This is a genomic window from Bradyrhizobium sp. 2TAF36 (assembly GCF_052114925.1).
GTDB lineage: Bacteria > Pseudomonadota > Alphaproteobacteria > Rhizobiales > Xanthobacteraceae > Bradyrhizobium > Bradyrhizobium barranii.
On the sequence record NZ_JBFRFR010000100.1, the window covers coordinates 1 to 24,764 of the forward strand.

The following is a 24,764-nucleotide window of genomic DNA, read 5'->3' on the forward strand; positions in this document are numbered from 1 at the left end:
GATCCGGTGCCCCGTCGCCCCGGTGCCCCGTCGCCCGGTTCAGCTGGTTGAAGCTGATCTTCTCGGACTCGGATGTCGCCGGGTACAGCGCCACCGGGCAGGTGACGAGCGAAAGGCGAAGAAAGCCTTTCCAGTTGGCGCGGGGGGCCATGAACGCGGTACTCCGGAGGGACGGTGTCGGCTGGATTCAAGACGAATGGGACAGCATGGTTCCGACAGGTCCGGCGAGAGAATCTGGGCCAGCAGCACCCCAACCGGACCGAGGCCCTCCAAACCCGGCGCATTCCTTCGAAAAGCCCGTGAATCGCGCGAAATCCGGATACCTCGTGGGAGCTTCGCCCGGTATTGTGGAGCCGATGAACGTGCTACCGCAGCCCCATCGGGACGAGAACTTTCTGGACACGCCAGACCTGGCCGCCATGATCGAGGCACTCGTCCGGTCGGGCGACTTCCGGGTGTTGCGACGCCTGGTGCCGCGCATTCCCTCGTCGGCGCCGGCGGGGCAGGGGACCAGGACCGGCATCCTGCTCGATACCGAGACCACCGGCCTCGATCATCGCTCGGACGAGATCATCGAGCTCGGCATGGTCAAGTTCGACTACCTGGCCGACGGCAGGATCGTCGGCGTCAGGGACACGTTCGCGGCCTTCAACGAGCCATCCGCCCCCATCCCGCCCGAGGTCACCGCGATCACAGCAGCGATGCTGGCGGACTTGGCGTCGCCCTTGATGATGGCCTGCTGCGGGAGGTCGATGCCCTTCAATCGCTTCGCGTCGATCAGCAGATGCTGCGGCGTCAATGTCAGCCCCCGGACCGCACGCTGCATGGCCTGGATGCCGGCCCAGTAGATATTGATCGCGTCGATCTCCTCGACTTCGACGAACGCCACACACCAGCTCTCTGCCTTTTCCTTGATCTCCTTCGCGAGCTCTTCGCGGGCCGCGGCGTCGAGCTTCTTCGAGTCGTCGATTCCAATGATCCGCGTGCCCTGTTTCAGGATCACGGCACCAGCGGAGACAGGCCCGGCGAGAGGGCTCATTCCGGCCTCGTCCACGCCTGCCACGGCATAATGGCCGCTTTCCCATAGCGAGGTCTCGAAGCGGAGCATCTTGCGGAGGCGCTGCCCTTCGGACCTATTTTCGAAGCGGCGTTTATCGATTAAAGCCAGGATCGCGCGCGCTCCCGCGCGGGTGTCGGCCCGCAAGATCTGCTCAACGCCGGCCTCGAGCGGTCTTTTCTCGACGACATAGCGTTGACGCAATACATCGAGCGAGTATTGGGACATAGCGACCTTCGCAAAGATTGACTGGCAGCGGAGCGTGTCGGTGAACTTTGTGGCGATTGTCTGAAGTTGAGCCACGCCGTCTTCAGGTTCATGAATGCTGCGTGAAGGCCTCGGCTTCCTTGCGGTCGCCGGGGATGTCGGCACTATTACAGCTTTTCTGGCCTCGCTCTCCTACCTTCCGCACGTGCGGAAGGCCTAGCCGCGCAATCCACGGACGATCTCTCTCTCTCGGCATGCTGAGGGCCATGACGCTAGGCCTTGGCCTTTGGGCCATGCACGGCCTATCCGGGAGATTGGATCATCGTGCTGGCTAACGTCGTTGGCGCGACGCCCTCCGGCACAGTTCCGGGCGGGGATCTGTGCGCTTATGGCCGAGGTCGCAATATGTACTTTAGTGTCGCCGTCCTGTTTAACTGAGAGTCTGCGGCTGATTTTCTGCCGCTGAATACGAAAATAACGGGTCTCTAGATCAGGAACCCAACCTCCGCAGTGAGATTGATGTCGCAGAGGATGCGATGGCAGAACCCGCAAAGATTGGCTCCAGACGTCCGGATGGCGCCGGATGGAGCCTGGCGGTAGCCCTAGGTCTCGTGGCCGTAGCCTTCCTGTGGGATCGCATCGCTCCGACCGACCGGGTCGCCCAGTCGGAAAGGAAAGAAGCGTTCCCGGAAACCGGAGAAGCCGACAGACACGCCTCGCTTGCCAGTCTCGCGACCGAAGGCGGAAACCGCGGACGTCAGGCGAGATCGCCCGCCGAGATCCCGGCTCGGGGATGGAAGGACATCCTCTGGCGGGTCTACGGCAACATCGGCGAGCACCGTGTCCTCGCGCTCGCCGCCGGCATGACCTACTATAGCCTGCTCGCTATTTTTCCTGCCATCGCGGCGCTCGTCGCTATTTATGGTCTGTTCTTCGATCCCGGCAGCATTGCCAAGCACCTCGACGACGTCTCGGGTTTCATTCCTGGTGGTGCCGTCGAAGTAGCGCGCGAGCAATTGACACGCGTCGCAACGAAGGGCGACCGGACCCTCGGCTTCACTTTCGCGATCGGACTTGCGATCTCGCTCTGGAGCGCGAACGCCGCCATGAAGTCGTTATTCGATACACTGAACATCGTCTACGGCGAGCAGGAGAAACGAGGTTTCTTGAAGCTGAATGCGATGTCCCTCGGATTCACCATCGGCGCGATTGCCTTCGTCGTGGCCGCGCTTGGCGCCGTCGTCGTCATCCCCGTTGTGTTGCAGTACGTTGGATTGTCGAATGCGGCGGACCTGCTTGTCCGGATCGGACGCTGGCCCGCGCTCTTTGTCGCTCTGGCATTTGCGCTCGCCTGCATCTACCGGTTCGGCCCTAGCCGACAGGCCCCACGGTGGACGTGGATCACCTGGGGCAGCGCGGCTGCGGCCCTGCTCTGGCTTGTCGCATCCGGCATTTTTTCTTTCTACGCTGCGAACTTCGGCACCTTCAATGCCACTTATGGGTCCTTGGGCGCGGTCATCGGTTTCATGACGTGGCTCTGGATCTCGGCGATCGTGATCCTGCTCGGAGCGGAGCTCAATGCGGAGATGGAGCACCAGACGGCGCGCGACACCACGACGGGACAGCCGAAGCCGCTCGGCACCAGAGGTGCCAAGATGGCGGACACGGTGGGAGCCCTCCGATCTTGAGGCAGACCGTCGAGGGTGCGGTCGTCGCAGTGGCTGCCGACCGCGGACATCGTTTCAGCAAGCCGGTGCACGACCACATCACGTTGGTGAAAGGGCACGGCGTCGATGGCGACGCCCACGCCGGCGAATATGTGCGGCACAGATATCTTGCGCGGCGGCAGCCGCGCCTGCCCAACCTGCGGCAAGTCCATCTCATAACCAGCGAACTCTTCGCGACTGTTCGTGAGGCGGGATACGACATAGGACCCGGACAGCTGGGCGAAAACATCACTACTGTAGGCCTGGATCTTGAAAACATGCCGCTCGGCACGTGCATCGAACTCGGGCCTACGGCGGTCGTCGAACTGACCGGACTGCGGACGCCCTGCGTCCTGATCGATCGCTTCAGGACCGGCCTAAAAAGACAGGTCGTGTCGTCGGCAAAAACGGGCCCCGCGTTCAGATGCGGCGTCTTGGGTGTGGTGCAAGCTGGTGGACTGGTGGCAGCCGGCGATCGTGCGCGCGCCATCTTGACCGAGGGATTTCAGAAAAGGCTTCCCTCGCTGTAACCTTTGGCAAGCCGGAGGAACCAAGCCTCCACAGCTCCGTTGGCGGTGACTTTGAGGACAGATCCATGACGAAAGGTGACGAATTCCGCTATGGCGCTGTCCGGAACGCTGTCCATCTCTGCGTCGACATGCAGCGAATGTTCGCGGGAGGTACGGATTGGACGATGCCTTGGTTGCCGCGCATCTTGCCAAACATCGTCGCGATCACCTCCGCCCATCCCGAGCGGACAATCTTCACGCGTTTCATTCCGGCGCAAAGCTCGGGCCAGGGCGTCGGCATGTGGCGGCGCTACTATGAACGCTGGAGTTCAATGACCATCGACAACCTCGGCCCGGAAATGGTGGACCTGGTACCGGAACTCGCCCGCTTCGTGCCACCCGCGCGCACCTTCGACAAGTTCGTCTATTCGCCATGGATAGGCAGCGCGCTTCACGCTCAGCTTGGCGAAGCCGACGTCAAAACCGTCATCGTCACAGGGGGCGAAACCGACGTCTGCGTGCTTGCAACCGTATTGGGCGCGGTCGACTGGGGCTTCCGCGTGATCCTCGTCGCCGACGCGCTCTGCAGCTCGGCAGACGAAACGCATGATTCTATGATGAATATTTATATGAACCGGTTCGGCCAGCAGGTTGAATGCGTCGCGACCGAAACGCTTCTCAACAATTGGCCGGCGAACGGCCAGGCCAGGCTCGTCTCATAACCGTTCCTATCTTGTGCAGATCCTCCTTCCGAAGCAGACCGGCAAGGAGCGCGAGGCATGTGTCAGGGCAATCTCCCGGCCCGGCGCCCGTGCCGGACCCCTTGGAAGGCGCCCGGCACCGCTCTCGCGGCGAGGAAAGAATAAAATTAAAAGGGCCCGATAGTCTTTCAAGGGGACGGCGCTTTTTTTAAGGCCAAAAGCGGCGCCTTAAGCAAGGGTTCGCTAGTCGCGGCCCATCGGGCTTGACAGCACCACCGGCCTGAATATTTTTGCCGTGGAAGATGCGTTTCTTCCGATTATTCGAGAGGATCTGAAAAGACCGTCAGGAGTGACGATGATGCTTGATCAGGATTTTGCCCTCATCCGGGCCCACAGCAACAATATCGATCGCTACCGCCGGCTGCTGCGCACCAAACTGTCCGAGTTGGAGCGCCGGTACCTCGAGCGGCGCCTTTGCGAAGAGCGCGCCGCGCTCGCCACCTTGACCGCGGGGGGATTCCCTCCGGCGCTATCTCGACCGGGAGCTCGGTCGGCTTCCGCTGCGCTGGGAGGCGAGCGATGAGCGACGTGCGCGACCTGCTGATCCGAGGCAGCGAGAAGGTGATCGCTCATTACCGCATCCTACTCGCTGGGGTGAGTAGCGAGGCCGAACGGAGCCTGTACGAAGGCCGCATCGAGCGTGAGCAGCGCCTGCTCGATCAGCTCCGGGACGGCGTGCCGCGCCGTTTGGCGGCGTGAGCTGTCTCAGCTGCGTTCTGTACCGAACCTTGACGGTCCGTCGACGCGATTGGTGCCGGCGGGCTTCCCATGTCCTGGACGGGACGTGGCACGGCGTCGTGTGGATTCAGGTAGAGCAAGCCGGCCACTAGCATGGCGGCGGCCCAGGCAAGGGTCAGGGCTACGGCAACAAGATCTCGGTAGTCACTCATCGCGGAAGGGGTGCAAGTCGATTTCGGACCATTGAACGTCGGGAAGTCTGCACCGTTCCGCCGTCGCGAATGGAACGGTCGGGCATCTCCGCTATTCAAGGGTCACCCGCCGATTCGATGTGACGCAGGCGCCATCGAGGGCCAAGAACTTCTTCGGCGGCAGCTCACTGAATTGCTCCTAGGAGGATTGACCATGAGCACTCTATCGCTTTTTTCCTCGCTTCCAGTCGTTAAGTCCGAAGCGGGGCTTTCCCGGTATCTGACGGACATAAGCAAGTTTCCGCTGCTCGAGGCGGCCRAGGAAGCGGAATATGCGCGGCGCTGGCGCGAACACGGCGACCGAGAGGCTGCCTATCGCTTGGTTACCAGTCATCTCAGGCTCGCGGCCAAGATAGCCATGCGTCACCGCGGTTACGGTTTGCCCATCGCAGACCTGATCTCGGAAGCGAACGTGGGCCTCATGGTCGCTGTCCGGAGGTTCGATCCCGGCAAGGGCTTCCGGCTGGCCACCTACGCTGTGTGGTGGATCAAGGCGACTGTTCAGGAATACGTCCTGAGATCCTGGTCGTTGGTCAGGTTGGGCACGACGCCCGCGCAGAAGAAGCTTTTCTTCAATCTCCGGAAGCTGAAGGCTCGCCTGGGCGCCTGCGAGGACGGACACCTCACCTCGAGCCAAGCAGACGAGATCGCGGCTCACCTATCCGTCGAGCGTCGCGACGTGTACGAGATGAACGGCCGTATGCGGGGCGACCTCTCGCTGAACGTTCCTGTCACCGACGACGGCTCCCCGGAGGAGATGGTCGACCTTCTGGCAGACAGCTCCGGTAATCCGGAAACGCTGCTGGCTGACGTGCAGGAGCGCGAACGCCGCAGGAGGGCGCTTGGCAGAGGCTTGGCAAATCTGCCAGACCGCGAGCGACGCATCGTTGTAGCGCGTTTCATGGCCGAGGATGCGAAGACGCTGGACGAACTCGCGGCGGAGTTCGGCATCTCGCGCGAGCGGATTCGGCAGCTCGAGAAGCGCGCCTTGGAGAAGCTCCGGATGGCAATGAATTCCGAGCTGGCCGCAGATTTGGGGCCGTCCGAAACGGGATCAAAGAGGGCGCGGTCTCTAGCCAGGACCGCTCGGCAACGCCGAGGCGCTTGTTAGAAATGTCGGACTGGTCGGATTATATCCGAGAGGCCAGGTTTGACAGCATTCTCTATGTCAAGCCGCCCCTACGGGCTGCCGTTGTTTCCGAAGCATTGCAATCGCTTCCAACGGCGGACGTTCGGCCTCACAATAGTCGGACCAGGCCTTTGATCTCCGGAGCAAGCGGGGGACCGTATGGATCGTGAACTGCAGCGGGTTCAAACCATTTTTGACCTGCACCCAAGTGATCGGCATCGAGACTGGTCCACGTGGCCGACCGCGCGGAGAGAGTGGCGCCACGGCCGTCGAAAATTGGTCGTTTCGGAGGTAGTCGAGAAATATCTTGCCCGTTCGTTTCGCCTTACTCATGTTGATCAGGTATCGATCGGGGCTGTCGCTTGCCATCTGGCTGCAGATGTCACGTGCGAACTGCTTTGCTATGGGCCAGTCGAGCGTCTGGCCTTTTTTCGGGCGCGCGAGCGGGGTCACGACATGCAAACCCTTGCCGCCCGTAGTTTTGCAAAATGACACCAGTCCGAGCGCTGCAAGTCGATCCCGCATTTCCTTGGCTGCTTCGATGACGGCGTCAAATTCAACATCCGGTGCTGGATCGAGGTCGAAGACCAGACGGCCGGGCAGGGCCGGATCGCCAGGCTGGTTGTTCCAAGGGTGGAGTTCGACGCCGGCGCTTTGCGCGACGGCAGCCAATCCCTCGATGCGGTCGATCTGGACGTATGGCTTCCGGTCGCCCGAGACCGAGACTTCTTCAAGGAGATTGGAGCCACCTTTCATCGAATGCCGTTGGAAGAAGCGCTGGCCCTCGATGCCGTCCGGTGCCCTTATGATAGAACAAGGCCGCCCCTTGAGGTGCCCGATCATCCAGGATCCCACGCTCTCGAAATACTTGGCAAGATCGAGTTTGGTAATCGCTCCCTCGCCATCGTCGGGCCAAAGAACCTTGTCGGGACGGCTCAAAGGCACGCCCATCACGACCCCGTCGGAAACGCCAATCGATCTGCCATGCCGCTTGGCGCCGGGTGAAGGAGTTGGCTCCGCAATCTCAGCCCTGTCCGCCCGCGCAGGCGTTTCGGCCTCGACCTCTTTGGCGGGTTTATCCTGTCGCAGTCCTTTAAAAGCGGCCTGCCGGATCATGCCTGCACCCGTGAAGCCCGCGAACTCGATCTCGGCCACGAGCTCCGGCTTGAGCCAATGCATTCCGGCCTTCCTGCGAGGCGCATTGGCGCCTCCGAACGGATTTGCCTCAGAGGCGGCGGCCTTCAGCCTTGGCATCAGCCGCGCAACCTTGTCAGCGGCAAAGCCCGTTCCAACGTTGCCGACATAGACCAGATGGTCTCCACGATACACACCGGCCATCAGTGACCTGAATTGGCTGCCATTGCTGTTCCAGCCGCCGATGACGACCTCGTGCCCGGCGCGGCACTTTGCTTTGGTCCAGAATTCGGTGCGTCCCGAAACATACGGCGCTTCTGATTGCTTCGAGACAATGCCTTCAAGGGACATCCGGCAAGCGGATTTGAGGACAGCATCGCCCCCGCTTTCGAAATGTTCGACAAAGCGAACTTCAACTTGCCCTTTTCTGTAGGCCTTGTCCATCAACCGCTGCAATGACTGCTTGCGGTCGAGGAGAGGCTGCCGGCGCAGATCTTTAGTTCCGAGAAATAGTAGGTCGAACGCATAGAAGATGAGATCTTCGGTCTTCTTCTCCGACAATGCGGCCTGCAATCCGGCGAAGTCAGGCGACCCGTGATGGTCCAGGGCAACGATTTCGCCATCCACGATACAATGGGGAAGCTCCTTGGCCGCTTTCGCGATCGCACCGAATTTCTCCGTCCAATCCAGACCCTTCCGGGTCTTCAATGTGACGCTCCCATCCTCGACCCGCATCTGAATGCGGTAACCGTCAAACTTGATTTCGTGCACCCAATCACCATTGCTAGGGGGCCGCTCGACGGAGGTGCACAGCTGCGGCGCAATGAACGGAGGTAGGCTTTGACCGCGATGTTGCTCGCCCTCTTCCTTCTTCGGGTTTTGAGACTTTTTCGTCGGAGATTTCTTCGCTCGCTGCCCGGGAGCGGAAGAATGTTTTCTCACTGGGGCTTTGCTTGCGGCGGACCGACGCAACTTCCGATCTGCGTCGATCTTTGCGCGCGACTTTTTCGCCGTGACGAAGAGCTTGGGCTTTCGGCCTTTGCCCGCCGTGATCTCGTGCATCGATCGGCCCGAGGCCACCGACATGTCTTCATCCATGATGCGGTTTTTCTTTCCCTCTTGGGCGAATGCATCGCGGTGCTTGATCAGAAGCCAATTGGTCCGCTTCTCTCCTTCCCGCTGGCGCATACGGGTGAGAATCCAGCCACCATGAAGTTTTTCGCCCTCGAGCGTGAAATCCAGCTTTCCCTTCGAATAGGCGCGCGCAGGGTCTTCGCAATGCCAGAAGCCGCGATCCCAGACCATGACCGTGCCTCCGCCGTATTGCCCTTTAGGAATTGTCCCCTCGAAGTCGCCGTAGTCCAGAGGATGGTCCTCGACCTCGACGGCCAACCTCTTGCCATGGGGATCCAGGGAAGGGCCTTTGGTCACGGCCCAGGACTTGAAGGCACCGTCGAGTTCAAGCCTCAAATCATAATGTAGGTGTGACGCCGCGTGCTTCTGGATCACGAACCGCAGGCTCTTCGACGTAGCGACTTTCGTCTGCCCGCTAGGCTCCTCCGTTTTGGAAAAATCGCGTTTCGCGCGGTACCTCGCGAGCAGCTTCTTCGCCATCGGCCTTACCTCGATTGTTGGAACAGAAAGTTCCCGCGCCGGTTAAAGTTCCTCGAACCGTGGAGGATCGGAATGGCGCCTCGTGCTTACTGGAAGGGCTCGCTCAAGCTATCGCTTGTGACCTGCCCGATCGCCCTCTATCCGGCTTCTACCCAGGCCGAAAAAACTCATTTCCATCAGATCAACACCAAGACCGGCCACCGCCTGAAACAGCAGATGGTGGATGAGCAATCCGGTCGCGTTGTCGACAAAGAGCACAAAGGTAGGGGCTACGAACTCTCCAAAGGCCGCTACGTTGAAATCGACGAGGACGAACTCGATGCCGTAAAACTCGAGAGCACCCATACTATCGAAATCGACGATTTCGTCCCCGCCGAGGATATCGATGAGCGATACATCGACAAGCCGTACTACGTCGTGCCGAATGGCAAAGCGGGCGCCGACGCGTTCGTCGTCATCCGCGATGCCATGAAACGCAAAGACAAGGTCGCTCTAGCCCGCGTCGTACTCTCCAACAGGGAGCATGTCATCGCTCTGAAGCCGTTGGGGAAGGGATTGCTTGGGACGACCTTGCGATATCCCTACGAACTTCGCGATGAGGACGACTATTTTGACGACATACCGAGCCCTCGGGTCTCGAAAGACATGGTCGATTTGGCGGCGCACATTCTGGACAGCAAGGCATCCAAATTCGATCCGCACAAGTTCAAGGACAAATACGAGAACCTTCTGAAGGCGTTGGTGAAGCGCAAGGCGGCCGGCAAGACGATCGAGGTGCCAGAAGAAAAGGAAGAAGAGAGCAACGTCATCGATCTGATGGATGCCCTGCGGCAAAGTCTAGGTCGCAAGCGTGTCGGCAAAGCGACCAAGAGCAGGAAACGCGCTACGGCCCATCCCCGTCGCAAGAGAAGGGCCGCGTGACGAAGAGCCGCAAAGCCATCGAAGCGATGGAGGTCCGCTCCGTCGACGCTATCCCTATCGGCGAGCAATGGCAGTACGAGCCGAAATGGGATGGCTTCCGATGTCTGTTGGTGCGCCACGCCGACGCGGTCGACCTTTATTCGAAATCCGGACAGAAATTGGATCGATATTTTCCGGAAGTCGTCGAAGGCGCTCTCGCCTTAGGCGAGAAAGACTTCATCCTCGATGGCGAGCTCGTCGTTCCGCTTGCTGGGCAATTTTCGTTCGATGATCTATTGCAGCGTATCCACCCCGCAGCGAGCCGGGTGAGAAAATTGGCGGAAGCGACGCCTGCCGTCTTCCTCGCGTTCGACCTGCTTGAGCGAGGCAAGGCTGACCTCGCAGTCCGCCCGCTCGCGGAACGGCGGCCGCTGCTCGAGAAGTTTGCCGCAAAACGCTTCTCCGCCATGAATCTCTTCCGACTGTCTCCAGCGAGTACGAAACGAAAGGACGCCGAGCACTGGCTGGCATCGGCTGGCGGCGGAAGCGACGGCGTGATCGCAAAGCGTCTCGATCTGCCTTATCAGGCCGGAAACCGCGAAGGCATGCAGAAGATCAAGCGATATCGCAGCGCTGACTGCGTTATCGGCGGCTTCCGTTACGGAGAGAAGCGCCAGGCGGGACGCAACGTCGTCGGATCTATCCTGCTTGGGCTTTACGACGATGATGGCCYGCTTCATCATGTCGGATTCTCGTCCGGCATCAAGACCAAGGACAAGTTGGGCCTGACCGACAAGCTCGAGACCGAAAGGCAAGTCCGGAGCTTCACGGGAAACGCCCCCGGCGGTCCAAGCCGTTGGTCCACGAAGCGCTCGTCCGAATGGCAAGCGGTGAAGCCCAAATACGTCGTTGAAGTGTCCTACGATCATTTCACCGGCGGTCGCTTCCGCCACGGGACTTCCATTTTGCGGTGGCGGCCGGATAAGAAGCCAACCCAATGCACCTTCGAACAAGTCAGCCAAAGGATTGATCGGAAGCTCGTGTCCAGTTTGGGGATTACCGGGCGCTCGTCCCGGCAATAATGGGCGCCGGTCAAAATAAACAACGAAGTATGTCGAGCAACAGGCTCTGGCTAGGAACGGCTGGATGGAATGTGCCTTCCGCTTGCCGCGATCAGATCGGTGGAGAGGGCAGCCACTTGAAGCGTTATGCCTCGAGATTAAATGCGGTCGAAATCAATAGCTCTTTCTATCGTCCGCATCGTCGTACTACCTACGAACGCTGGGCGAGCGACACGCCGGACGACTTTCGTTTCTCGGTGAAAGTGCCAAGATCGATAACGCATATGCTGGATTTCACACCTGCTGTGGTCGATCGCTTTATCGAGGAATGCGCTGGGCTTGGCCCCAAACTTGCTGTCTTGCTTGTGCAACTGCCGCCAAAGCACGTCTTCGATTCGAACGCCGCCCAGAAGTTGTTTGATGTGCTGCGGACTCGAACGACTGCGCCCCTGGTGTGTGAACCGCGGCATCCAAGCTGGTTTGAAGAAGACGTTGATCGATGGCTTGCCTCTCAAAGGATCGCCCGAGTTGCCGCCGACCCGGCACGTATCGAGGACGCCGACTGCCCCGGCGGCTGGGAGGGCCTGCGCTATTTTCGCCTACATGGGAAACCGCGCATTTACTACTCAAGCTATAGCGCTGAGAGTCTAGCTGCAATAAACGAGCGATTGTCCGTAACTACTACGTCCGATAACTGGTGCATCTTCGACAATACAGCGCTCGGAGCTGCGTTAGAAAACGCTCTATGGATCAAGGCAAAGCGGAATATTTGAAATGGCGTGTTTCACTCTTTGTTGGCGCATGACCTAAACAGGTTTGTCGAGGGCAGCGCTTGAGAGCGCAATAATCTTAGCGGCACCGCCTCAACTACTGGCACCCAAGTTGTGGTGGCCTTTTCACAATGAAGCCAGGGGGCCGATTTCGGCGCATCCTTTGTCAAGCGTCAGCCACCAAACTTGTGCGGTCGCCATTTTTCGGTCGCCAGACTGACTGGCGAAGCGTCGCGCTTTTCTTTCCACAGCGTCGGGGAGCCGTGGTCGGCAGGTGGAGCAACCTCGGTCAATAAGGAATGCCACCGCCAGCAGACCAGGGGCCGCCGCGACACTCCACCGCTCGTTTTCGATATTTGGCCATAAGGTCTCCTCGCGATGCAGCATTGCCGACCGCGGCGGAGTTCCTCCGCCGCTCCCAACTCATCAGAGCATTTAGCGAGCGTGCTAAGGCGCTGGCCTGTGTGGGGCTTAGGAACTCGCGCAGTTTTGGCCAGTTTTCATGCATTAGTTTAAAGGTGAGACGTTCAATATGCATCGGCGCACGATCGAGACGTCGGAGATCGTTCAGCCTGAGCGCTTATCCCTCCCAAGACGATCGGCAATCGTTGCCATTCCCGCGTGTAACGAAGCCGAGCGGATCGCGCGCTGCCTGTCGGCGCTCGCCGTTCAACGCGACCGGCTCGGAGCTCCTGTTACCCCCGGTCACTTTGGGGTTTTGCTGCTGGTCAACAATTCGACCGACGGCACCGCTGACGGTGCTCGCAAGCTTATGCCCACTCTGCCCTATCCCCTGGAGGTTTTAGAGGCCTCCTTGGTGGGAAATGCAACCGCGGGCGGTGCCAGGCGTCGGGCAATGCAGGAAGCCGCCGAGCGCCTCGGCACAGGCCCCCCCAACGGGGTCTTGTTGACAACCGACGCCGACAGCCTGGTGACGCCCACCTGGTTCATCAACAACCTGCACCATCTTGACAGCGGCGCGGACTGCGTTGCCGGCTATATCGATGCCGAGCCCGCCGAGATTGTCTCGCTTGGAGCGAGCTTTCTGGCACGCGGCCGCCTTGAGGATACCTATCTGCGCCTGGTCGCCGAAATTTACGCACTGTGCGATCCGCGCGCCCACGATCCATGGCCCAACCACCGCGTCTCCTCCGGCGCCAGCCTCGCGGTCACGCTCGCAGCTTATGAAGCCATCGGCGGACTGCCCGACATAGCCTTGGGCGAGGATGCTGCCTTTACGACGCTTCTCGACCAAAGGGGCTTCAAGGTTTGCCATCCGCTCGACGTTTCGGTGGTCACCTCATGYCGCCTGGATGGTCGAGCGACGGGAGGTGCGGCCGATACCATGCGCTACCGAAGAGAAACGCCGGACGCACCGTGCGACGATGATCTCGAACCCGCGGTCAAGACCCTGCTCCGCGCCAGCCTGCGCGGACTCTTGAGAAAGGCGTACCAACAAGACGGCATCGAACAAGCCTTATCGCGCCTTCTCGGACGAGGCCGATTGGTTGGCGTAGCTTCCTTGCCATTCCTTGAAATGTGGCGAGAAATCGAAGGCCGCCATCCGAAGTTGCAAAGAACGAATCCCCTGCGCCCATCTGACCTTCCGCGGCAAATTGCTGCCGCGAATTTCATTCTCCGTCATGTGCGGCTGAACCGGAAAAGGACAGACGTTCCAACCGATAAATACCCTCATGCAATATCACATGCGTTGGTCGATGCTTAGCCACAGCTTTTACGAACCGATCACTCGCTTGATAGCCGGTGAGGGGATAGTCGGTCGCTCCCAACCAATGGCACAAGATCATCTCCCCGCCCCCCTGCAGTGCGTTCAGGCATTTCTCGGCAACATGCTGTAAGTCACCCTCGGCAAAGTAGTAGAGGACCTCGGATAGCACGATAAGATCGAAGGCGCCTGCCGGGAACTCCTCGGGAAGGAAGGCTGCGTCAAACCGGACATTCGGTAGATTTTGCCGAGCTGCTTCCGCGATTGCGGTGGTTGAAGCATCGAGCGCAATGAGCTGATCACAGTGCCGCGCCAACTGCGCTGTAAGAATTCCGATGGCACAGCCGACCTCAAGACCGTTGTGGTATCTCGGCTTCGATAAGGCGGCAATTGTCGCTTCGTATTTCTCTTGCTCATAGGCGCTTGTTCGAAAGCGCCAAGGATCAATGTCGGCTTGATATTTGGCCTCAAAATAGGACGGCGGTAGCGTCTTCGCGGCGCTCATCGCAGTGGGACTTCCATAAAGTGTTCGAATGGTCGCAAGAAGGGCGCGAGCGTTTCATTCGTAAAGCGAAAGCCATCCGGGTCGTCGTCAATCAGGTCTGTCATTTGGGAAACGTGCGCCGCGATCGCGCCGCGCTTGTTGGGAAGTACGTCGTCGATCGGCAAGCGAAGACCTTTTGGAGCCGGCGCTGAAATTTTTTGCGAGGGAGGAAGGTGCCATCCCCAGACTGGATACGACCATAGGATCAACGCAGGATGACGTCTCCGTAGTTCTTGTGCGAGCTCGGCCGCCGCTTGATGGTCGCAGTGTGGATCATGCTCCCAGGTTACAAACAGAGTTCTTGCGCCGGTCGATGCGAGGATCGTGCTGACGCGCTCGACCGATTGTTCGAAGTCAGGACCTTCCGAGGGAGCCGCGGTATCATGTAATCCGAGCTCGAAAAGCCGGTTGAGAGGAACGCCCAAAATGCGTGCGGCCTCCGCAAGCTCTGACCGCCGAGTGGCTATCAGCCGATCGCGAGAATAGGTCTTTGAGTTGGGATGGGATTGCGAGCCGTCGGTCAAAAGGATGATTGAAACGTCTTGGGTATGGTGTCTTGCCTGAGCAATGAGACCACCCGCGCCCAGACTCTCGTCATCCGGATGAGGCGACAAAACTGCGAAAGGTTCCCCCCGGGTGAGTTCGCGCCAACCCGTAATCGGCAGGCCCTTGACCCGATGAAAGTAGTCCTCCGCGTTCACGAACCGGCTCCGATGGAGAGCTCGCCGGCCAAGACCGCGCGTGCGGCGTCGCTCATCGCCAGGTCCGGGACAGGCTGCCTAAGATAGGTGGCGAGATCCCTGCAGATCCGTTCGATCGGATTGGGCCGCATGAAACTTGAGAGGCCCGTGCCTCGTTGCACGCATTCCATAACATCGAGGGCAGCGCGCTCTGTCACCATGCGCGTCAAATTCGTGAAGGCGACAACGGCAGCAGGCTTAAGGCTTTCGTCGGCGAACTGGCGCGCGGCCTCCTCGACCCAGAACAAAGTGGTTCGGCAGGCGGCCGTGCAGCGTGCCACGCGCTCAAGCTGATAGGGATCGCCATCACGGCCCCGCGCCCGCAATTGCGCGCAATAGAGATCGGTGAGGCGCTCCATCGCGCCGAGCTGTGCGGCACAAAACCGCCAGGCGCCGCCGGAGAAAAACGGTTGACGCATGTAATCCCCGGCGCGGCCGATTTGCTCGGACGGCCCGACGATCACTCCTGTGAGGTTGATCGTGCCGCTGGCACTTGCTTTCATCCCCAAAGGCGTCCACGACGTGATATCGGCGCGCCCGTCTGTTTCAAGGTTCAGCAGATAAAGGACATGTCCCTCGGGGCTCTCTGTCGTGATCAAGGGACGTTCGATCATGCCGGCTCCGGACGCCAGGATCTTTCGACCCTGTAGCGACCAAGAATCCCCTCGTTGCACCCAGCGCAAGCCCTGCGCATCCTCCGCTCCCCAAACGCCCGACAATCCGCCTAATTTTATGCTCTCGGCAAGCGAGCCGATTTGGGCCGACGTGCCATACCTCGACACGAGCATGACCGCATTGACATGACCTTCGAAAAGTCGGGCAACCGCCAAGTCGGCACCGCCAATCAATCTCAGAATGGTGCAAAGCGTGGCTTGCTGGTCTGGACCGCCAAGGCCGATCCCTCCAAAAGCAGGACTGAACGGCGCCATCGAGAGCTCGGTATCGCGAAGCGCTGACCAGACCCTCTGCTCGATTGAACACGTCTCATCGGCAAGGCTCGCCGCTTCGCCCGCAATCTCCGCAAACTCTTTGGCGCGCTGAAGCAACTGCAGATTTTGGGCGGGCGCTAAAATGGTCAACCTCATTGGTTCGGCGATTGCTGACAAAGGCATAAGCCGGCCCAGTAAGTTCCGTTCCTAAGCTTAGGAACTCCCCTCCAGCAGTGGCCTTGTCATCGCAAGTACCAAGGAGATGAACGTGGCCGACATTGAAATGCGGTCCGATCCTTTCCGGAGTGACCTTTGGTGGATTTATTGGACCGAGCGTGACGAAATCGTAGGGCGTATCGATCAGGACCTGGGCGGACGATGCGTCGTGACGCCGCAGGGTCCGCATTGGAGCCCGATGAAAAGTATCGGTCGCTCATTCGACAGCCCCTCCCGCGCACTGCGCGAGGTTCGTTTGTATTTCGCACGGCGCTGATCGGGGCAAGGCTTGAAATGTTGGCTGATGACCGATGACGTTGGGCTTCCTTGGAAGACAGTCTGATGACGTGTCATCCGATAAAACCCAGCACGTTATCCGCATTCTTGTTCCTCTACGCCGCCCTCTACCTGGCCTACGGAATGCAATCAGCGTACCTGCCGGCGTTCCTGCAAAGCCACGGTTTGGCGATTGAGCAGATCGGGTTGGTTCTCGCCGCAGGCACCGTCGTCCGCATCGGTGTCGGCCCTCTCACGGGGCGCTTGGCCGATTATCTGCAGGCTCGCAAGCAGCTACTTGCGGTGGCGGCCTGTTTGTCTGCTCTCATTGGTTTCGCCTACAATCTGGCATTCGGTTTTGCGGCGCTTTTGGCGGTCAGCATGCTTCATGCTGGAGCCACAGCCTCGCTCGCGCCGCTGAGTGATGCTCTCGCGGTATCGGCGGCCCGTCGAGACGCATTCCAATACGGCTGGGTGCGCGGCGTCGGGTCCGTCGCTTTCATCGGGGGTACCTTGGCCTCGGGCCAGCTCATTGGCCGGTTCGGACTGTCTTTCATCATCGTTGCCAGCAGCGCATTTTTCCTGCTCATGGCCATTTGCGCGGTGACTATGCGCGTGCCGTCTCAAGACACTCACTCGGCCGAAGCCTTTGACCGCGCTGCCATCAGTGCGCTGCTGGCAATTGCCGCCTACCGAAGATTGCTCATCATCGCTTTTCTGGTCATTGGCAGCCATGCGCTGAATGACACCTTTGCTGTGATCCAGTGGCGCAATGCGGGGTACAACAACCTCGTCATCAGCTTGATGTGGTCGGAGGCGGTTGTCGCGGAAGTCATCGTCTTCTTTTTGGTTGGTCCCTGGCTGATTGACCGACTGGGCGCTGCTGGAGCAGCTACCCTTTCTGCGAGTGCCGCCGTGTTGCGTTGGAGCGTTATGGCGAGCGCGAGTGAGATGCCAGCCTTGATAGGTGCCCAAGCCCTGCATGGATTGACATTTGCTCTGCTGCATTTGGCGGCCATGGGCATCATGGCTCGTTCAGTTCCAGATCGATTGGCGGCAACGGCCCAAACGACTTACGGAACTGGCGCACTCGGCATTGCCTCTGCCACCATGACTTTGGCATCCGGATATTTGTATGGAATGTTTGGAGCGCAGGCCTTCTGGGTCATGGCTGCCTGCTGTGCGATTGCTCTGCCGCTCACGCGACGACTTACCCTACCGTAATTCAGAGACGAGTGCGGGCGTCRTCCGCAACTAAGCCGGTCGCGGCAGCTGAAGCGAGCACCTCTTTCGAGTGCGGTGAGCCGTAGCGCTATTTCAATCATTCCGGATTGGGGCAACGTCTTGCGACCCGATTTCGAGGAATTACGTTGCCGGCGATGAACCAAAGAGTTTTCGTCGCATTATCAAGCAAATAGGGTGATGCAAGCGATGTCGAATTTTGTCACGCTGCTGGTTGAGGACGATGCTCTGCAAAGAGAGCTTGTTGCCGACATCTTGAGAGGCGAAGGTTTCGAAGTCGTCGAATGCACGACGGCCGAAGCGGGCGAGGTCATTGTGACGTCGACCGGCGTCGATTTGCAGGCGCTGATCGTCGATCAAAATCTGGCCGGCGTGATGAAAGGCACTGAGCTTGCAGCCTACGCCCGCTCGAAGCATCCGCGCCTGAATATCGTTGTGATGTCCGGCGATTGCCTGGGGGCACTGCCGCGAGATACCGTTTTCCTGCAAAAGCCGTTTCAAGCTGAGCGTTTACTTGAGGCTGTACGCGATTAGCGCCCTCAAGCGTGATTGAACTGGCTCACCTCTCATAAGACAAAGATGCCGGTGARRCCGAGGGCAGCGTTCCACCTGCCAGAGCGCGCTTGCAGGAAGCCTACGCTCGACCCGTCAGTTGTAATTCCATAAGCGCTATTCTTTTCAGAACCCCCGTGTCCCGCTCTCCACTCTTGGCCGTGCGAAGGATTGATTCAGCAAGAATGTTGACGTGCGCCGAATGGACTGGCTCCGGCAGCGTCGCCAACGCCGCGTGCAGAGCGGAGGTCATAGCCTCGACAGTATCTGGGGGAAACGCCGCGTTGGCAAAGTTTTGCATAATTTGGCACTCGATGCGCCCCATGCGCCTGAAACAATGGTCTTTCAGGCGTGCAGTTCCGCCTTCAAGGTTTTTGTCCATCGCTCGGTTTTGCCGGATTCCGCTTCCATAAAGAGCCGGCTTATTTTTACCCCGCTTAGGAAACGTCACGTTTCCCGCACGTTGAGGACAACAACAACCTACGGAGGAACTTCCATCATGCGGCTATTAGCCCTCGCAGCACTCGTGGCGATCTCCAGTGTGACAGGAGCGTTTGCTCAACAGGCGACGCCATCACAGAGCCTCCAGAACGAGGCGGATAAGGGCATCAAGACACAAAACTCGGGCGCCTCGGGCTACGTCGGTGAACAGGACAAGCCCGGCTCGGCCTCGCATATGCCAGGCGATACCAATCGATCGGATACAGCTGGCACGGTTTCAACAGCTCCAAGCGCCCAGAATTCTGGGGCCGGGATTGGCGGAGCGCCTGGCGGCAAGAACGGTCCCTCGCAACAGGGTACGGTCGGCTCCGCATCGCAAAACCTTTCCGTGCAGGAACAAGATCCGGCTAACGTAAAGGGCCTCCCAGGAAACAAGAGCGGACCGCCCGCGAAGCGATAACGCACAACCCCCAATGCTATTGCCCCACATCGGCAACGATGTGGGGTTTTCACTTTTAGGAACGAAACGGGGGAGCGAGGCTTGGTCGCTGAAGGAGTAAACCTATGAAACCTTCAGGCATTGCACTCATCCTTGCGATCATCATCCCCTGCGCAGCGTTCGCCCAAGGTGGGGGCGGCGGAGGCGGAGGAGGCGGTGGCAGCGGCAGCGGCGGTGCCGGTGGAAGCGCAGGCGGAGCGGCGTCTTCCGCGAGCACCGGAGGTACAGCGGCATCATCTCCCTCCGGCGCGGGAGCGGCAGGCACATCGAACGCAGGCACAACAGCGAGCCCCACGGCTCCTACCCCGAACGCAAATACCAATCCAACAACGGGTACGACTGATGCGAGAACAGGCATTGCCAATACGACACCCGTTCCGCCATCGGGATCCAATCAACCATCGGTCAATGGTGACCGCACGGGCGTCGTAACGACCCCAGGCACCAACTCTGCAGGGACAGCAGGATCGTCCGGAAGTCCGGCCGCGAATACCCAGGGAGCGTCCGCCGGCGGCATCGGCCGGCCAACCACTACGGATCAAAGGGACACCGACGCCAAGATCGACCAGGAAAACACCAACGTTGATCGAACCGTGAAAAAGATTTGCAAAGATTGCTGAGGTCCGTCGCAGTCATCGTGGCTTTCGCTGTTGCAGCCCCAGCTGTTCACGCAAAGGATAGATGCACACCAAGCGACAGCGGGCTTCGACGATGACCTCACCCGGCGCCACAAATCCTCAGCCGAACGGCCACGCGATCCGGCGGATATCGCGCTCGACAAGAAGATCAAGGGCATCTGCCGCGGCTGCTAACCGACGGCTGCGACGAAATCGGAGACACTGATGAAACCAATCCTCTACCAGCATGAGCTCGCCGAAGAACTCGAAGAGCGCTCGGGCGTCACCGGCCTCAAGCTGATCCGTGTGAAGGGCTACATTCCAAGTTGGGAGCTTGGCGGTATCCGGCAAAAGCCTCTGGATGAATCTGCCGAGGCAGCACTTCAAGAGGAAGTGCGCAAGCTTCAGGACGAATTCGACATGGCCTAGCTGACGTCCGTCACCGAGCGCTTGACCTTATGTGCTCACGCCGTAATGGACGCAACACATCAAGGCGTGCAAGGAGAGCATACAGTCGCCCCACAGACCCCGAATACCCCGCAACTTGCGCGAGCACAAAAGTGTACATTGCGGTTGCGGCGCCATGACGTTTTGCTGCGTCGCCGTCAGGAACGACGCGGCGCGAACGCAGGTTGGTCAGCTCCCGTCAATGACGACGGCGGCCTACAAAGGACCTTCGGTGATGAGCCAGAACAATCAGAATAGCCAGGGCGGCCAGCAGAACCAGCAAGGCGACAAGAGCGGCCAGCAGGGCCAGAACCCAAACCAAAAGCCGGGTCAGCAGTCGCAGAACCCTAACCAGGATAAGCCCGGACAGGGCGGCCAGCAGCAAGGCAATCGCTAATTGACAAAGGCCCCGAGGAAATCTCGGGGCCTTTTCGTAAGAGAGGCTTCGAAGATGGATCTCACCGGCCTTGAGCGTGACTTTCTCTCGAGGCTTGCGGTCGAGCCTTGGGCCAGCCCGCCATTATTCGATCACAGCCTTCTCGCGCGGTTGATCGAGGCCAGGCTTGTCACGGCCGGGTGTGCGCCCACCGGCGCCATCTGGTACGAGATCACTGACGAAGGAGTGGCAGAGGTTCGCGGCGGTGAAGGCGGCGTCGGCCCGTCTATCTGATCGGAGCCTCCTGTCGCTTCTTCAGCGTCGCATAGCGGCTCTCGCAAGCAGCCTGCGTGCGTCCAAGCGCCTTGGCAACATCCGACCAGTCCGATCCGCCAGAACGCATGTCGAGCAGTCTAGCTTCGTCTTCCAGGGACCAAGGCTTCATGCGATTGGGTGATGGCGCGCCGATGGTGAAGGGCATGGCTCTCTTTCAGTGAATTCATTTCTCATATCGATCAAAGATGCCGCGGCGGAGCCTCGCATGCTCCGAAAGCTTGTCCCACTCATCGGCCAGCCGTTGCCATGCCCGTCGATCATCATCGCTGACAGCCTCCGCCGCGTACTGACGGCACCCGTCGGCGTTGCTTTTAAATCTCTCGGCATCGACCTGCATCACGGCGTTTCCTCTTTCCATCAATGGGGGAGGATTGGCTCGCGTTCCATGTCGTCGGCTCTGAAGGCGATCCCTGTCGCAGATTCGGACGACCTTGCGCGCTTCCCGCCGGACGGGCGTCTGGCTAGAGTGCTGGCTATGACGATGGAAAACCGCAAATCGGTCTACGAGCCGCTGCGCCTAAGACTCCAAAACGAGGGCAACCGGAGCCTTCGGCTGACCTTTGCCGAAATCGAAGCTCTCCTCGGTAGAAAGCTTCCGCGTTCGGCCTACACCTTCTCAGCCTGGTGGAGCAACGAGAGCTCGATGAAAGTCGGCCATACACAAGCAAAAGCGTGGATGGAGGCTGGCTTTCGCGCGCATGCGTCCATCAAAAACCGCATGGTCGAATTCCGGCGCGCCTGAATGCCTCCGACTTCCGCAGCCTGCGTCTAACATTTGTTAGGCGTCCGTTTCAGGAGGCCATCCGCGGCGATCGCCACTGTCAGAACCTATCCTACACAATTACCCTAGGGGCATGAGATGCATTCGGGATCCCGGAGCGCCCGCCCAGTTAGGAAGACGCAAGGGTTCGCTGGCACGCCGACAAAAACTCGAGAGCCGAGAGATGATCGAATTGCGCCAGATTGATCCGCTCATGAACCCGAACAAAGCCCGGCGGCAAATCATCCGCGCCGGCGACGAGGTGAAAACCCATCGCCCATTCGGCAAAGGCGCGGCCGGATGGGGCATTGCCGCGTAAGAGCGTCGCAATATTCTTATGCCGGCGGTCGCTCTCGATGCGAGCAAAGGTCGCTAGAACTTTCTCTGCGCGGCCTTCGAGGACCTGCAGAAAGCGGTTTTGGGCGAAGACAAGCATGCCGGTGAGATCGGTCGCAGCATTCCGTCTTCGGGCGCCCGCCAGAAGGAGCGCAAGATCATCGCGCGTGAACGCGTGGGCCGCTTCGCTCGTATACAAAACCTGAAACACAATCTCCTCCGGCATTGTGAGCCTGCCCCGAGGAGTAGAAAGCGATTTTCCTAAAGTCAGGTAACCGGGCGACCGTTCAGAAGCGAACGCAATGTGACTCAGGAACAATCAGACCCTGGTCTCGTTTGCGAACATGCATTTCTCACGTGTGCCATTGCCCGTTTTCACCCGTCGCCGCGCCTTGCAGGTATCGGCTGGCTCGCTTCTTTTGGCTGCTGGCGCCCCGGCTGCCGCGGCGGATGCCAGTCCGGTGGATCGCGGCGGGGTGCGGGAGGGCGAGGTACGATTTCCGGCCATCCTCAAATCAAATGAAGCCGGCGAGCAGGATGCAGAAGGTCCGTTACCTGACGATCAGCGGGTGGGCTTCGCTGTCGTGGCACTAGGACGCCTGTCCGTCGAACAAATCCTGCCGGCGTTCGCACAGTCCAAGAAAGCCAAGCTTGCCGCGCTCGTCTCGGGGTCACCCGCGAAACTGCAGGTGCTTGGACGTCAATATGGGCTCGGCGACGACCAGCTCTTCACCTACGACGAATTTGAAAAGCTGGCCTCGATAGAGGCGGTTCGCGTCATCTATATCGTTCTGCCGAACGCCCTGCATAAGGAGTTCGTGCTTCGGTCCGCTGCTCTTGGCAAACATGTTCTTTGCGAAAAGCCGATGGCAACGAATTCGGCGGATGCGGAGGCGATGATCGCCGCCTGCAAAGACAAAAATGTCAAGCTGATGATCGCTTATCGTTGCCGCTATCAGCCGCACCACAAAGAGCTTATCCGCCGGGTCCAGAGCAGGGAATACGGCCCAGTCAAACTCATCGAAGCCGTCAACGCGCAGAACCAAGGCGATCCTAGCCAGTGGCGTCTTCAAAAAGCTCTTTCAGGTGGTGGCTCGCTGCCCGACATTGGGCTCTATTGCTTGAATGCGACCCGCGCGACGATGGGCGAGGAGCCGGTTAACATTCAAGCCGTGACAAATTCAACGCCGAATGATCCGCGTTTTCGCGAGGTGGAAGAAAGCGTCGCATGGACGATGCGCTTTCCATCGGGCGCCCTCGCTGCGTTGTTGACCAGCTATGGAACCCATCGAGCTTCGCGGATGGCGGTGCACATGGACGAGGCGTCGCTCATCCTCGACCATGCCTTTCCCTATAAAGGGCAACGGCTGACGTTGGTGCGTGCCGTCGACGGCCTTGAGACGGAAACGGTGATTGACGTGCCCGCCAAAGATCAGTTTGCGCTGGAAATCGACCACATGGCGGACTGCGTCCTCAACAATCGCGCGCCCACGACGCCCGGCGAAGAGGGTTTGCGTGACATGCGGCTTATGGCCGACATCTATCAGGCGGCTGAATCCGGAGCGCGGCTGAAACTCTGATTGGGCGCGACAGGCTTGGCGGGCCTAAGCCGTTGCACTGCTCGCCGCAATCACCCGATCAATCGCCGCCGGCATCGGCAACCGAATATCATCAGAATTCGGGCGGAGATGTTCGAGCGTGGGAGTTACCGCGACCAACGGCTTCTCGACGGGCCGCTCAGCCAGCAACTGACGATAGGATCTGACGTAGTCTGTCGCCATGCGCTCGGCTGTGAAGCGGTATTCAAACTGCTGGCGTATGGCAAGACGATCGAGACGAACAGCATGCCAAACGGCGGCGGCGGCCTCATCGACAGTACTCACAACAAAGCCCGAAATTCCGTTATCGATCACTTCAGGCACGGATCCATGATTGAACGCGATGACCGGCGTCCCGCACGACATCGCCTCGATCATCACAAGGCCAAACGGTTCGGGCCAGCAGATGGGAAATAGCAAGGCTTGTGCGTTGCCGAGGAAGTCAGCTTTCTGCTGCTCGTTGATCTCGCCGACAAACTCCACATTGGGATGGGCCGCTATCATGGGCTCGATAACGTCGATCCAGTATTGGCGATCGGCAGCATCGATTTTGGCCGCCATCTTCAAGGGGAGGCCAGTCCTCAAGGCGATCTCGATCGCTTTGTCAGGTCCTTTTTCTGGCGAGATGCGCCCCAGAAACGCGAGGTAGCCCCCGCTAGGAGCCGCCCGAAAGGGAAGCAGGTCGCTGGGGAGACCGTGCAGCACCGTCCCGAGCCAATTCACCGGCGGCATCGGCCGCCGCTGCGATTCCGAGATCGATATCAGAGGAAGTTCAGGAAAAGCCGCGTAGAACGGTCTCAAATCCGGAAGGTCAAGTCGGCCGTGGAGCGTCGTCAGAATGCGACCGGGATGAGAGCGCGCGATTGGATAGTGCAGATGATCAATGTGAAAGTGCAGAACATCGAACTCATGCAGGCGCCGGCGGACTTCATCAACCATCATCACATGGTAGGGCGCCATGTCCTTCACCGAGGGATCGAGCCGCAAAGCTTGCTTGGCACACGGCACGAGCGTCGCCTCGGTAACGGAGTCGCCGCTCGCAAACAGGGTGACTTCATGGCCTTGGCGTAAGAGTTCTTCCGTCAGAAACGAGACGATGCGCTCCGTCCCGCCATAGAGCTTGGGAGGACAGCTCTCCGCCAGCGGAGCGATTTGTGCGATCTTCATGGCTGGCCCCAATCCCTCGATTAAAGTGAAGCTTTGTACAGTTCCGCGTAGGCCTTGGCCGAATCGGACCAGTTGAATGCCTGAGCCATGGCCGCGCGGCGCATGTGATCAAGACGATCCTTCATCCCAAAAGTCGAGAACGCCCGGCAGAGGCTGCCAAGAAAACCGGGCGCCGAGGGCTGATC

General features: G+C 59.6%; 29 protein-coding genes and 1 pseudogene. 20 read left to right on the plus strand and 10 right to left on the minus strand.

The features are described 5' to 3' along the window. The coding region (locus AB4Z51_RS38725) for a Ku protein (protein ID WP_441499234.1) at window positions 1-151 on the minus strand (151 nt) is incomplete at its 3' end. A gap of 268 nt (window positions 152-419) precedes the next feature. Here AB4Z51_RS38725 and AB4Z51_RS38730 point away from each other — a divergent pair. After that, window positions 420-641: pseudogene (locus AB4Z51_RS38730) on the plus strand (exonuclease domain-containing protein); the annotation flags it as partial. Here the strand turns inward: AB4Z51_RS38730 and AB4Z51_RS38735 are convergent. Continuing rightward, entirely contained in the window at window positions 599-1,285 is a 687-nt protein-coding gene (locus tag AB4Z51_RS38735) for a ribonuclease HII (RefSeq protein ID WP_441499235.1), read from the minus strand. The pseudogene AB4Z51_RS38730 and the gene AB4Z51_RS38735 overlap by 43 nt on opposite strands. A gap of 515 nt (window positions 1,286-1,800) precedes the next feature. On the opposite strand from AB4Z51_RS38735, the gene AB4Z51_RS38740 reads away from it, so the two are divergent. The 6 genes from AB4Z51_RS38740 to rpoH all read left to right on the plus strand — a co-directional run bounded on the left by AB4Z51_RS38740 (window position 1,801) and on the right by rpoH (window position 6,280). Continuing rightward, a complete protein-coding gene (locus AB4Z51_RS38740; RefSeq protein WP_441499216.1) occupies window positions 1,801-2,952 on the plus strand; it encodes a YihY/virulence factor BrkB family protein in 1,152 nt (383 codons plus the stop codon). Further along, window positions 2,949-3,500, plus strand: a complete 552-nt coding sequence (locus tag AB4Z51_RS38745; protein WP_049826597.1) for an MOSC domain-containing protein — start codon at window positions 2,949-2,951, stop codon at window positions 3,498-3,500. Before AB4Z51_RS38740 ends, AB4Z51_RS38745 begins: the two co-directional genes overlap by 4 nt. Before the next feature lie 65 nt (window positions 3,501-3,565). Continuing rightward, complete coding sequence (locus tag AB4Z51_RS38750) at window positions 3,566-4,201, plus strand: cysteine hydrolase family protein (protein WP_028160896.1); 636 nt, start codon at window positions 3,566-3,568, stop codon at window positions 4,199-4,201. 334 nt (window positions 4,202-4,535) lie between these two features. Beyond that, window positions 4,536-4,763, plus strand: coding sequence for a hypothetical protein (locus AB4Z51_RS38755; protein WP_310473424.1), 228 nt, complete (start codon window positions 4,536-4,538; stop codon window positions 4,761-4,763). Next, complete coding sequence (locus tag AB4Z51_RS38760; protein WP_441499217.1) at window positions 4,760-4,939, plus strand: hypothetical protein; 180 nt, start codon at window positions 4,760-4,762, stop codon at window positions 4,937-4,939. Before AB4Z51_RS38755 ends, AB4Z51_RS38760 begins: the two co-directional genes overlap by 4 nt. A 384-nt stretch (window positions 4,940-5,323) precedes the next feature. Further along, window positions 5,324-6,280: an RNA polymerase sigma factor RpoH gene (gene rpoH, locus AB4Z51_RS38765; RefSeq protein WP_441499218.1), complete on the plus strand. Its 957-nt coding sequence runs from the start codon at window positions 5,324-5,326 to the stop codon at window positions 6,278-6,280. Window positions 6,281-6,337: 57 nt separating this feature from the next. Here rpoH and ligD read toward each other — a convergent pair whose 3' ends face one another. Beyond that, complete coding sequence (ligD, locus tag AB4Z51_RS38770) at window positions 6,338-9,046, minus strand: DNA ligase D (protein WP_441499219.1); 2,709 nt, start codon at window positions 9,044-9,046, stop codon at window positions 6,338-6,340. A gap of 72 nt (window positions 9,047-9,118) precedes the next feature. On the opposite strand from ligD, the gene ku reads away from it, so the two are divergent. From ku to AB4Z51_RS38790, 4 genes are all read left to right on the plus strand, one after another. Continuing rightward, window positions 9,119-9,967 (plus strand): non-homologous end joining protein Ku, encoded by an 849-nt coding sequence (gene ku / locus AB4Z51_RS38775; protein ID WP_441499220.1) that lies wholly within the window; start codon window positions 9,119-9,121, stop codon window positions 9,965-9,967. A gap of 26 nt (window positions 9,968-9,993) precedes the next feature. After that, window positions 9,994-11,028 carry an ATP-dependent DNA ligase gene (locus AB4Z51_RS38780; protein ID WP_441499236.1) on the plus strand — a complete coding sequence of 345 codons (1,035 nt, stop codon included), beginning with the start codon at window positions 9,994-9,996 and terminating at the stop codon, window positions 11,026-11,028. A 116-nt stretch (window positions 11,029-11,144) separates the two neighbouring features. Next, window positions 11,145-11,780, plus strand: coding sequence for a DUF72 domain-containing protein (locus AB4Z51_RS38785; RefSeq protein WP_441499221.1), 636 nt, complete (start codon window positions 11,145-11,147; stop codon window positions 11,778-11,780). 529 nt (window positions 11,781-12,309) lie between these two features. Then, entirely contained in the window at window positions 12,310-13,503 is a 1,194-nt protein-coding gene (locus AB4Z51_RS38790; RefSeq protein WP_441499222.1) for a glycosyltransferase, read from the plus strand. Here AB4Z51_RS38790 and AB4Z51_RS38795 read toward each other — a convergent pair. From AB4Z51_RS38795 to AB4Z51_RS38805, 3 genes are read right to left on the minus strand one after another with little or no spacing between them, the layout of a single operon-like run. Then, a complete protein-coding gene (locus tag AB4Z51_RS38795; protein ID WP_441499223.1) occupies window positions 13,409-14,008 on the minus strand; it encodes a class I SAM-dependent methyltransferase in 600 nt (199 codons plus the stop codon). The genes AB4Z51_RS38790 and AB4Z51_RS38795 overlap by 95 nt on opposite strands. Continuing rightward, window positions 14,005-14,748 carry a PIG-L deacetylase family protein gene (locus tag AB4Z51_RS38800; RefSeq protein ID WP_304501340.1) on the minus strand — a complete coding sequence of 248 codons (744 nt, stop codon included), beginning with the start codon at window positions 14,746-14,748 and terminating at the stop codon, window positions 14,005-14,007. The genes AB4Z51_RS38795 and AB4Z51_RS38800 overlap by 4 nt, the downstream gene beginning before the upstream one ends. Then, window positions 14,745-15,866 (minus strand): acyl-CoA dehydrogenase family protein, encoded by a 1,122-nt coding sequence (locus AB4Z51_RS38805; RefSeq protein ID WP_441499224.1) that lies wholly within the window; start codon window positions 15,864-15,866, stop codon window positions 14,745-14,747. Before AB4Z51_RS38805 ends, AB4Z51_RS38800 begins: the two co-directional genes overlap by 4 nt. 118 nt (window positions 15,867-15,984) lie before the next feature. On the opposite strand from AB4Z51_RS38805, the gene AB4Z51_RS38810 reads away from it, so the two are divergent. From AB4Z51_RS38810 to AB4Z51_RS38820, 3 genes are all read left to right on the plus strand, one after another. Next, entirely contained in the window at window positions 15,985-16,209 is a 225-nt protein-coding gene (locus tag AB4Z51_RS38810) for a hypothetical protein (protein ID WP_441499225.1), read from the plus strand. A 65-nt stretch (window positions 16,210-16,274) separates the two neighbouring features. Further along, complete coding sequence (locus AB4Z51_RS38815; protein WP_441499226.1) at window positions 16,275-17,432, plus strand: MFS transporter; 1,158 nt, start codon at window positions 16,275-16,277, stop codon at window positions 17,430-17,432. Between the two features lie 207 nt (window positions 17,433-17,639). After that, window positions 17,640-17,984 carry a response regulator gene (locus AB4Z51_RS38820; protein ID WP_441499227.1) on the plus strand — a complete coding sequence of 115 codons (345 nt, stop codon included), beginning with the start codon at window positions 17,640-17,642 and terminating at the stop codon, window positions 17,982-17,984. A 100-nt stretch (window positions 17,985-18,084) separates the two neighbouring features. Here AB4Z51_RS38820 and AB4Z51_RS38825 read toward each other — a convergent pair whose 3' ends face one another. Next, window positions 18,085-18,303 carry a hypothetical protein gene (locus AB4Z51_RS38825; RefSeq protein WP_441499237.1) on the minus strand — a complete coding sequence of 73 codons (219 nt, stop codon included), beginning with the start codon at window positions 18,301-18,303 and terminating at the stop codon, window positions 18,085-18,087. Window positions 18,304-18,678: 375 nt separating this feature from the next. Here AB4Z51_RS38825 and AB4Z51_RS38830 point away from each other — a divergent pair, with 375 nt between their 5' ends. The 4 genes from AB4Z51_RS38830 to AB4Z51_RS38845 all read left to right on the plus strand — a co-directional run bounded on the left by AB4Z51_RS38830 (window position 18,679) and on the right by AB4Z51_RS38845 (window position 20,676). Continuing rightward, on the plus strand, window positions 18,679-18,903 hold the full coding sequence (locus tag AB4Z51_RS38830; RefSeq protein WP_441499238.1) for a hypothetical protein: 225 nt from the start codon (window positions 18,679-18,681) through the stop codon (window positions 18,901-18,903). 881 nt (window positions 18,904-19,784) lie between these two features. Continuing rightward, window positions 19,785-19,988: a hypothetical protein gene (locus AB4Z51_RS38835; protein WP_304501334.1), complete on the plus strand. Its 204-nt coding sequence runs from the start codon at window positions 19,785-19,787 to the stop codon at window positions 19,986-19,988. 253 nt (window positions 19,989-20,241) lie between these two features. After that, window positions 20,242-20,403, plus strand: coding sequence for a hypothetical protein (locus AB4Z51_RS38840; protein WP_441499228.1), 162 nt, complete (start codon window positions 20,242-20,244; stop codon window positions 20,401-20,403). 54 nt (window positions 20,404-20,457) lie between these two features. Next, a complete protein-coding gene (locus tag AB4Z51_RS38845) occupies window positions 20,458-20,676 on the plus strand; it encodes a hypothetical protein (RefSeq protein WP_304501332.1) in 219 nt (72 codons plus the stop codon). On the opposite strand, the gene AB4Z51_RS38850 is transcribed toward AB4Z51_RS38845, so the two are convergent. Further along, window positions 20,669-20,863 (minus strand): SANT/Myb-like DNA-binding domain-containing protein, encoded by a 195-nt coding sequence (locus AB4Z51_RS38850; RefSeq protein WP_441499229.1) that lies wholly within the window; start codon window positions 20,861-20,863, stop codon window positions 20,669-20,671. The two genes, AB4Z51_RS38845 and AB4Z51_RS38850, sit on opposite strands and share 8 nt — an antisense overlap. A 60-nt stretch (window positions 20,864-20,923) precedes the next feature. Between AB4Z51_RS38850 and AB4Z51_RS38855 the strand changes: the two genes are divergently transcribed. Continuing rightward, window positions 20,924-21,460 carry a DUF7662 domain-containing protein gene (locus tag AB4Z51_RS38855; protein ID WP_441499230.1) on the plus strand — a complete coding sequence of 179 codons (537 nt, stop codon included), beginning with the start codon at window positions 20,924-20,926 and terminating at the stop codon, window positions 21,458-21,460. Window positions 21,461-21,608: 148 nt separating this feature from the next. Here the strand turns inward: AB4Z51_RS38855 and AB4Z51_RS38860 are convergent, their stop codons facing one another. Further along, complete coding sequence (locus AB4Z51_RS38860) at window positions 21,609-22,040, minus strand: BLUF domain-containing protein (protein ID WP_441499231.1); 432 nt, start codon at window positions 22,038-22,040, stop codon at window positions 21,609-21,611. A gap of 118 nt (window positions 22,041-22,158) precedes the next feature. Here AB4Z51_RS38860 and AB4Z51_RS38865 point away from each other — a divergent pair, with 118 nt between their 5' ends. Beyond that, the gene (locus AB4Z51_RS38865; protein ID WP_441499232.1) at window positions 22,159-23,394 is read left to right on the plus strand and encodes a Gfo/Idh/MocA family oxidoreductase; all 1,236 of its coding nucleotides are present in this window, start codon (window positions 22,159-22,161) and stop codon (window positions 23,392-23,394) included. Window positions 23,395-23,418: 24 nt separating this feature from the next. Here the strand turns inward: AB4Z51_RS38865 and AB4Z51_RS38870 are convergent, their stop codons facing one another. Then, the gene (locus AB4Z51_RS38870; RefSeq protein ID WP_441499233.1) at window positions 23,419-24,579 is read right to left on the minus strand and encodes a glycosyltransferase family 4 protein; all 1,161 of its coding nucleotides are present in this window, start codon (window positions 24,577-24,579) and stop codon (window positions 23,419-23,421) included. Between the last annotated feature and the right edge of the window lie 185 nt (window positions 24,580-24,764).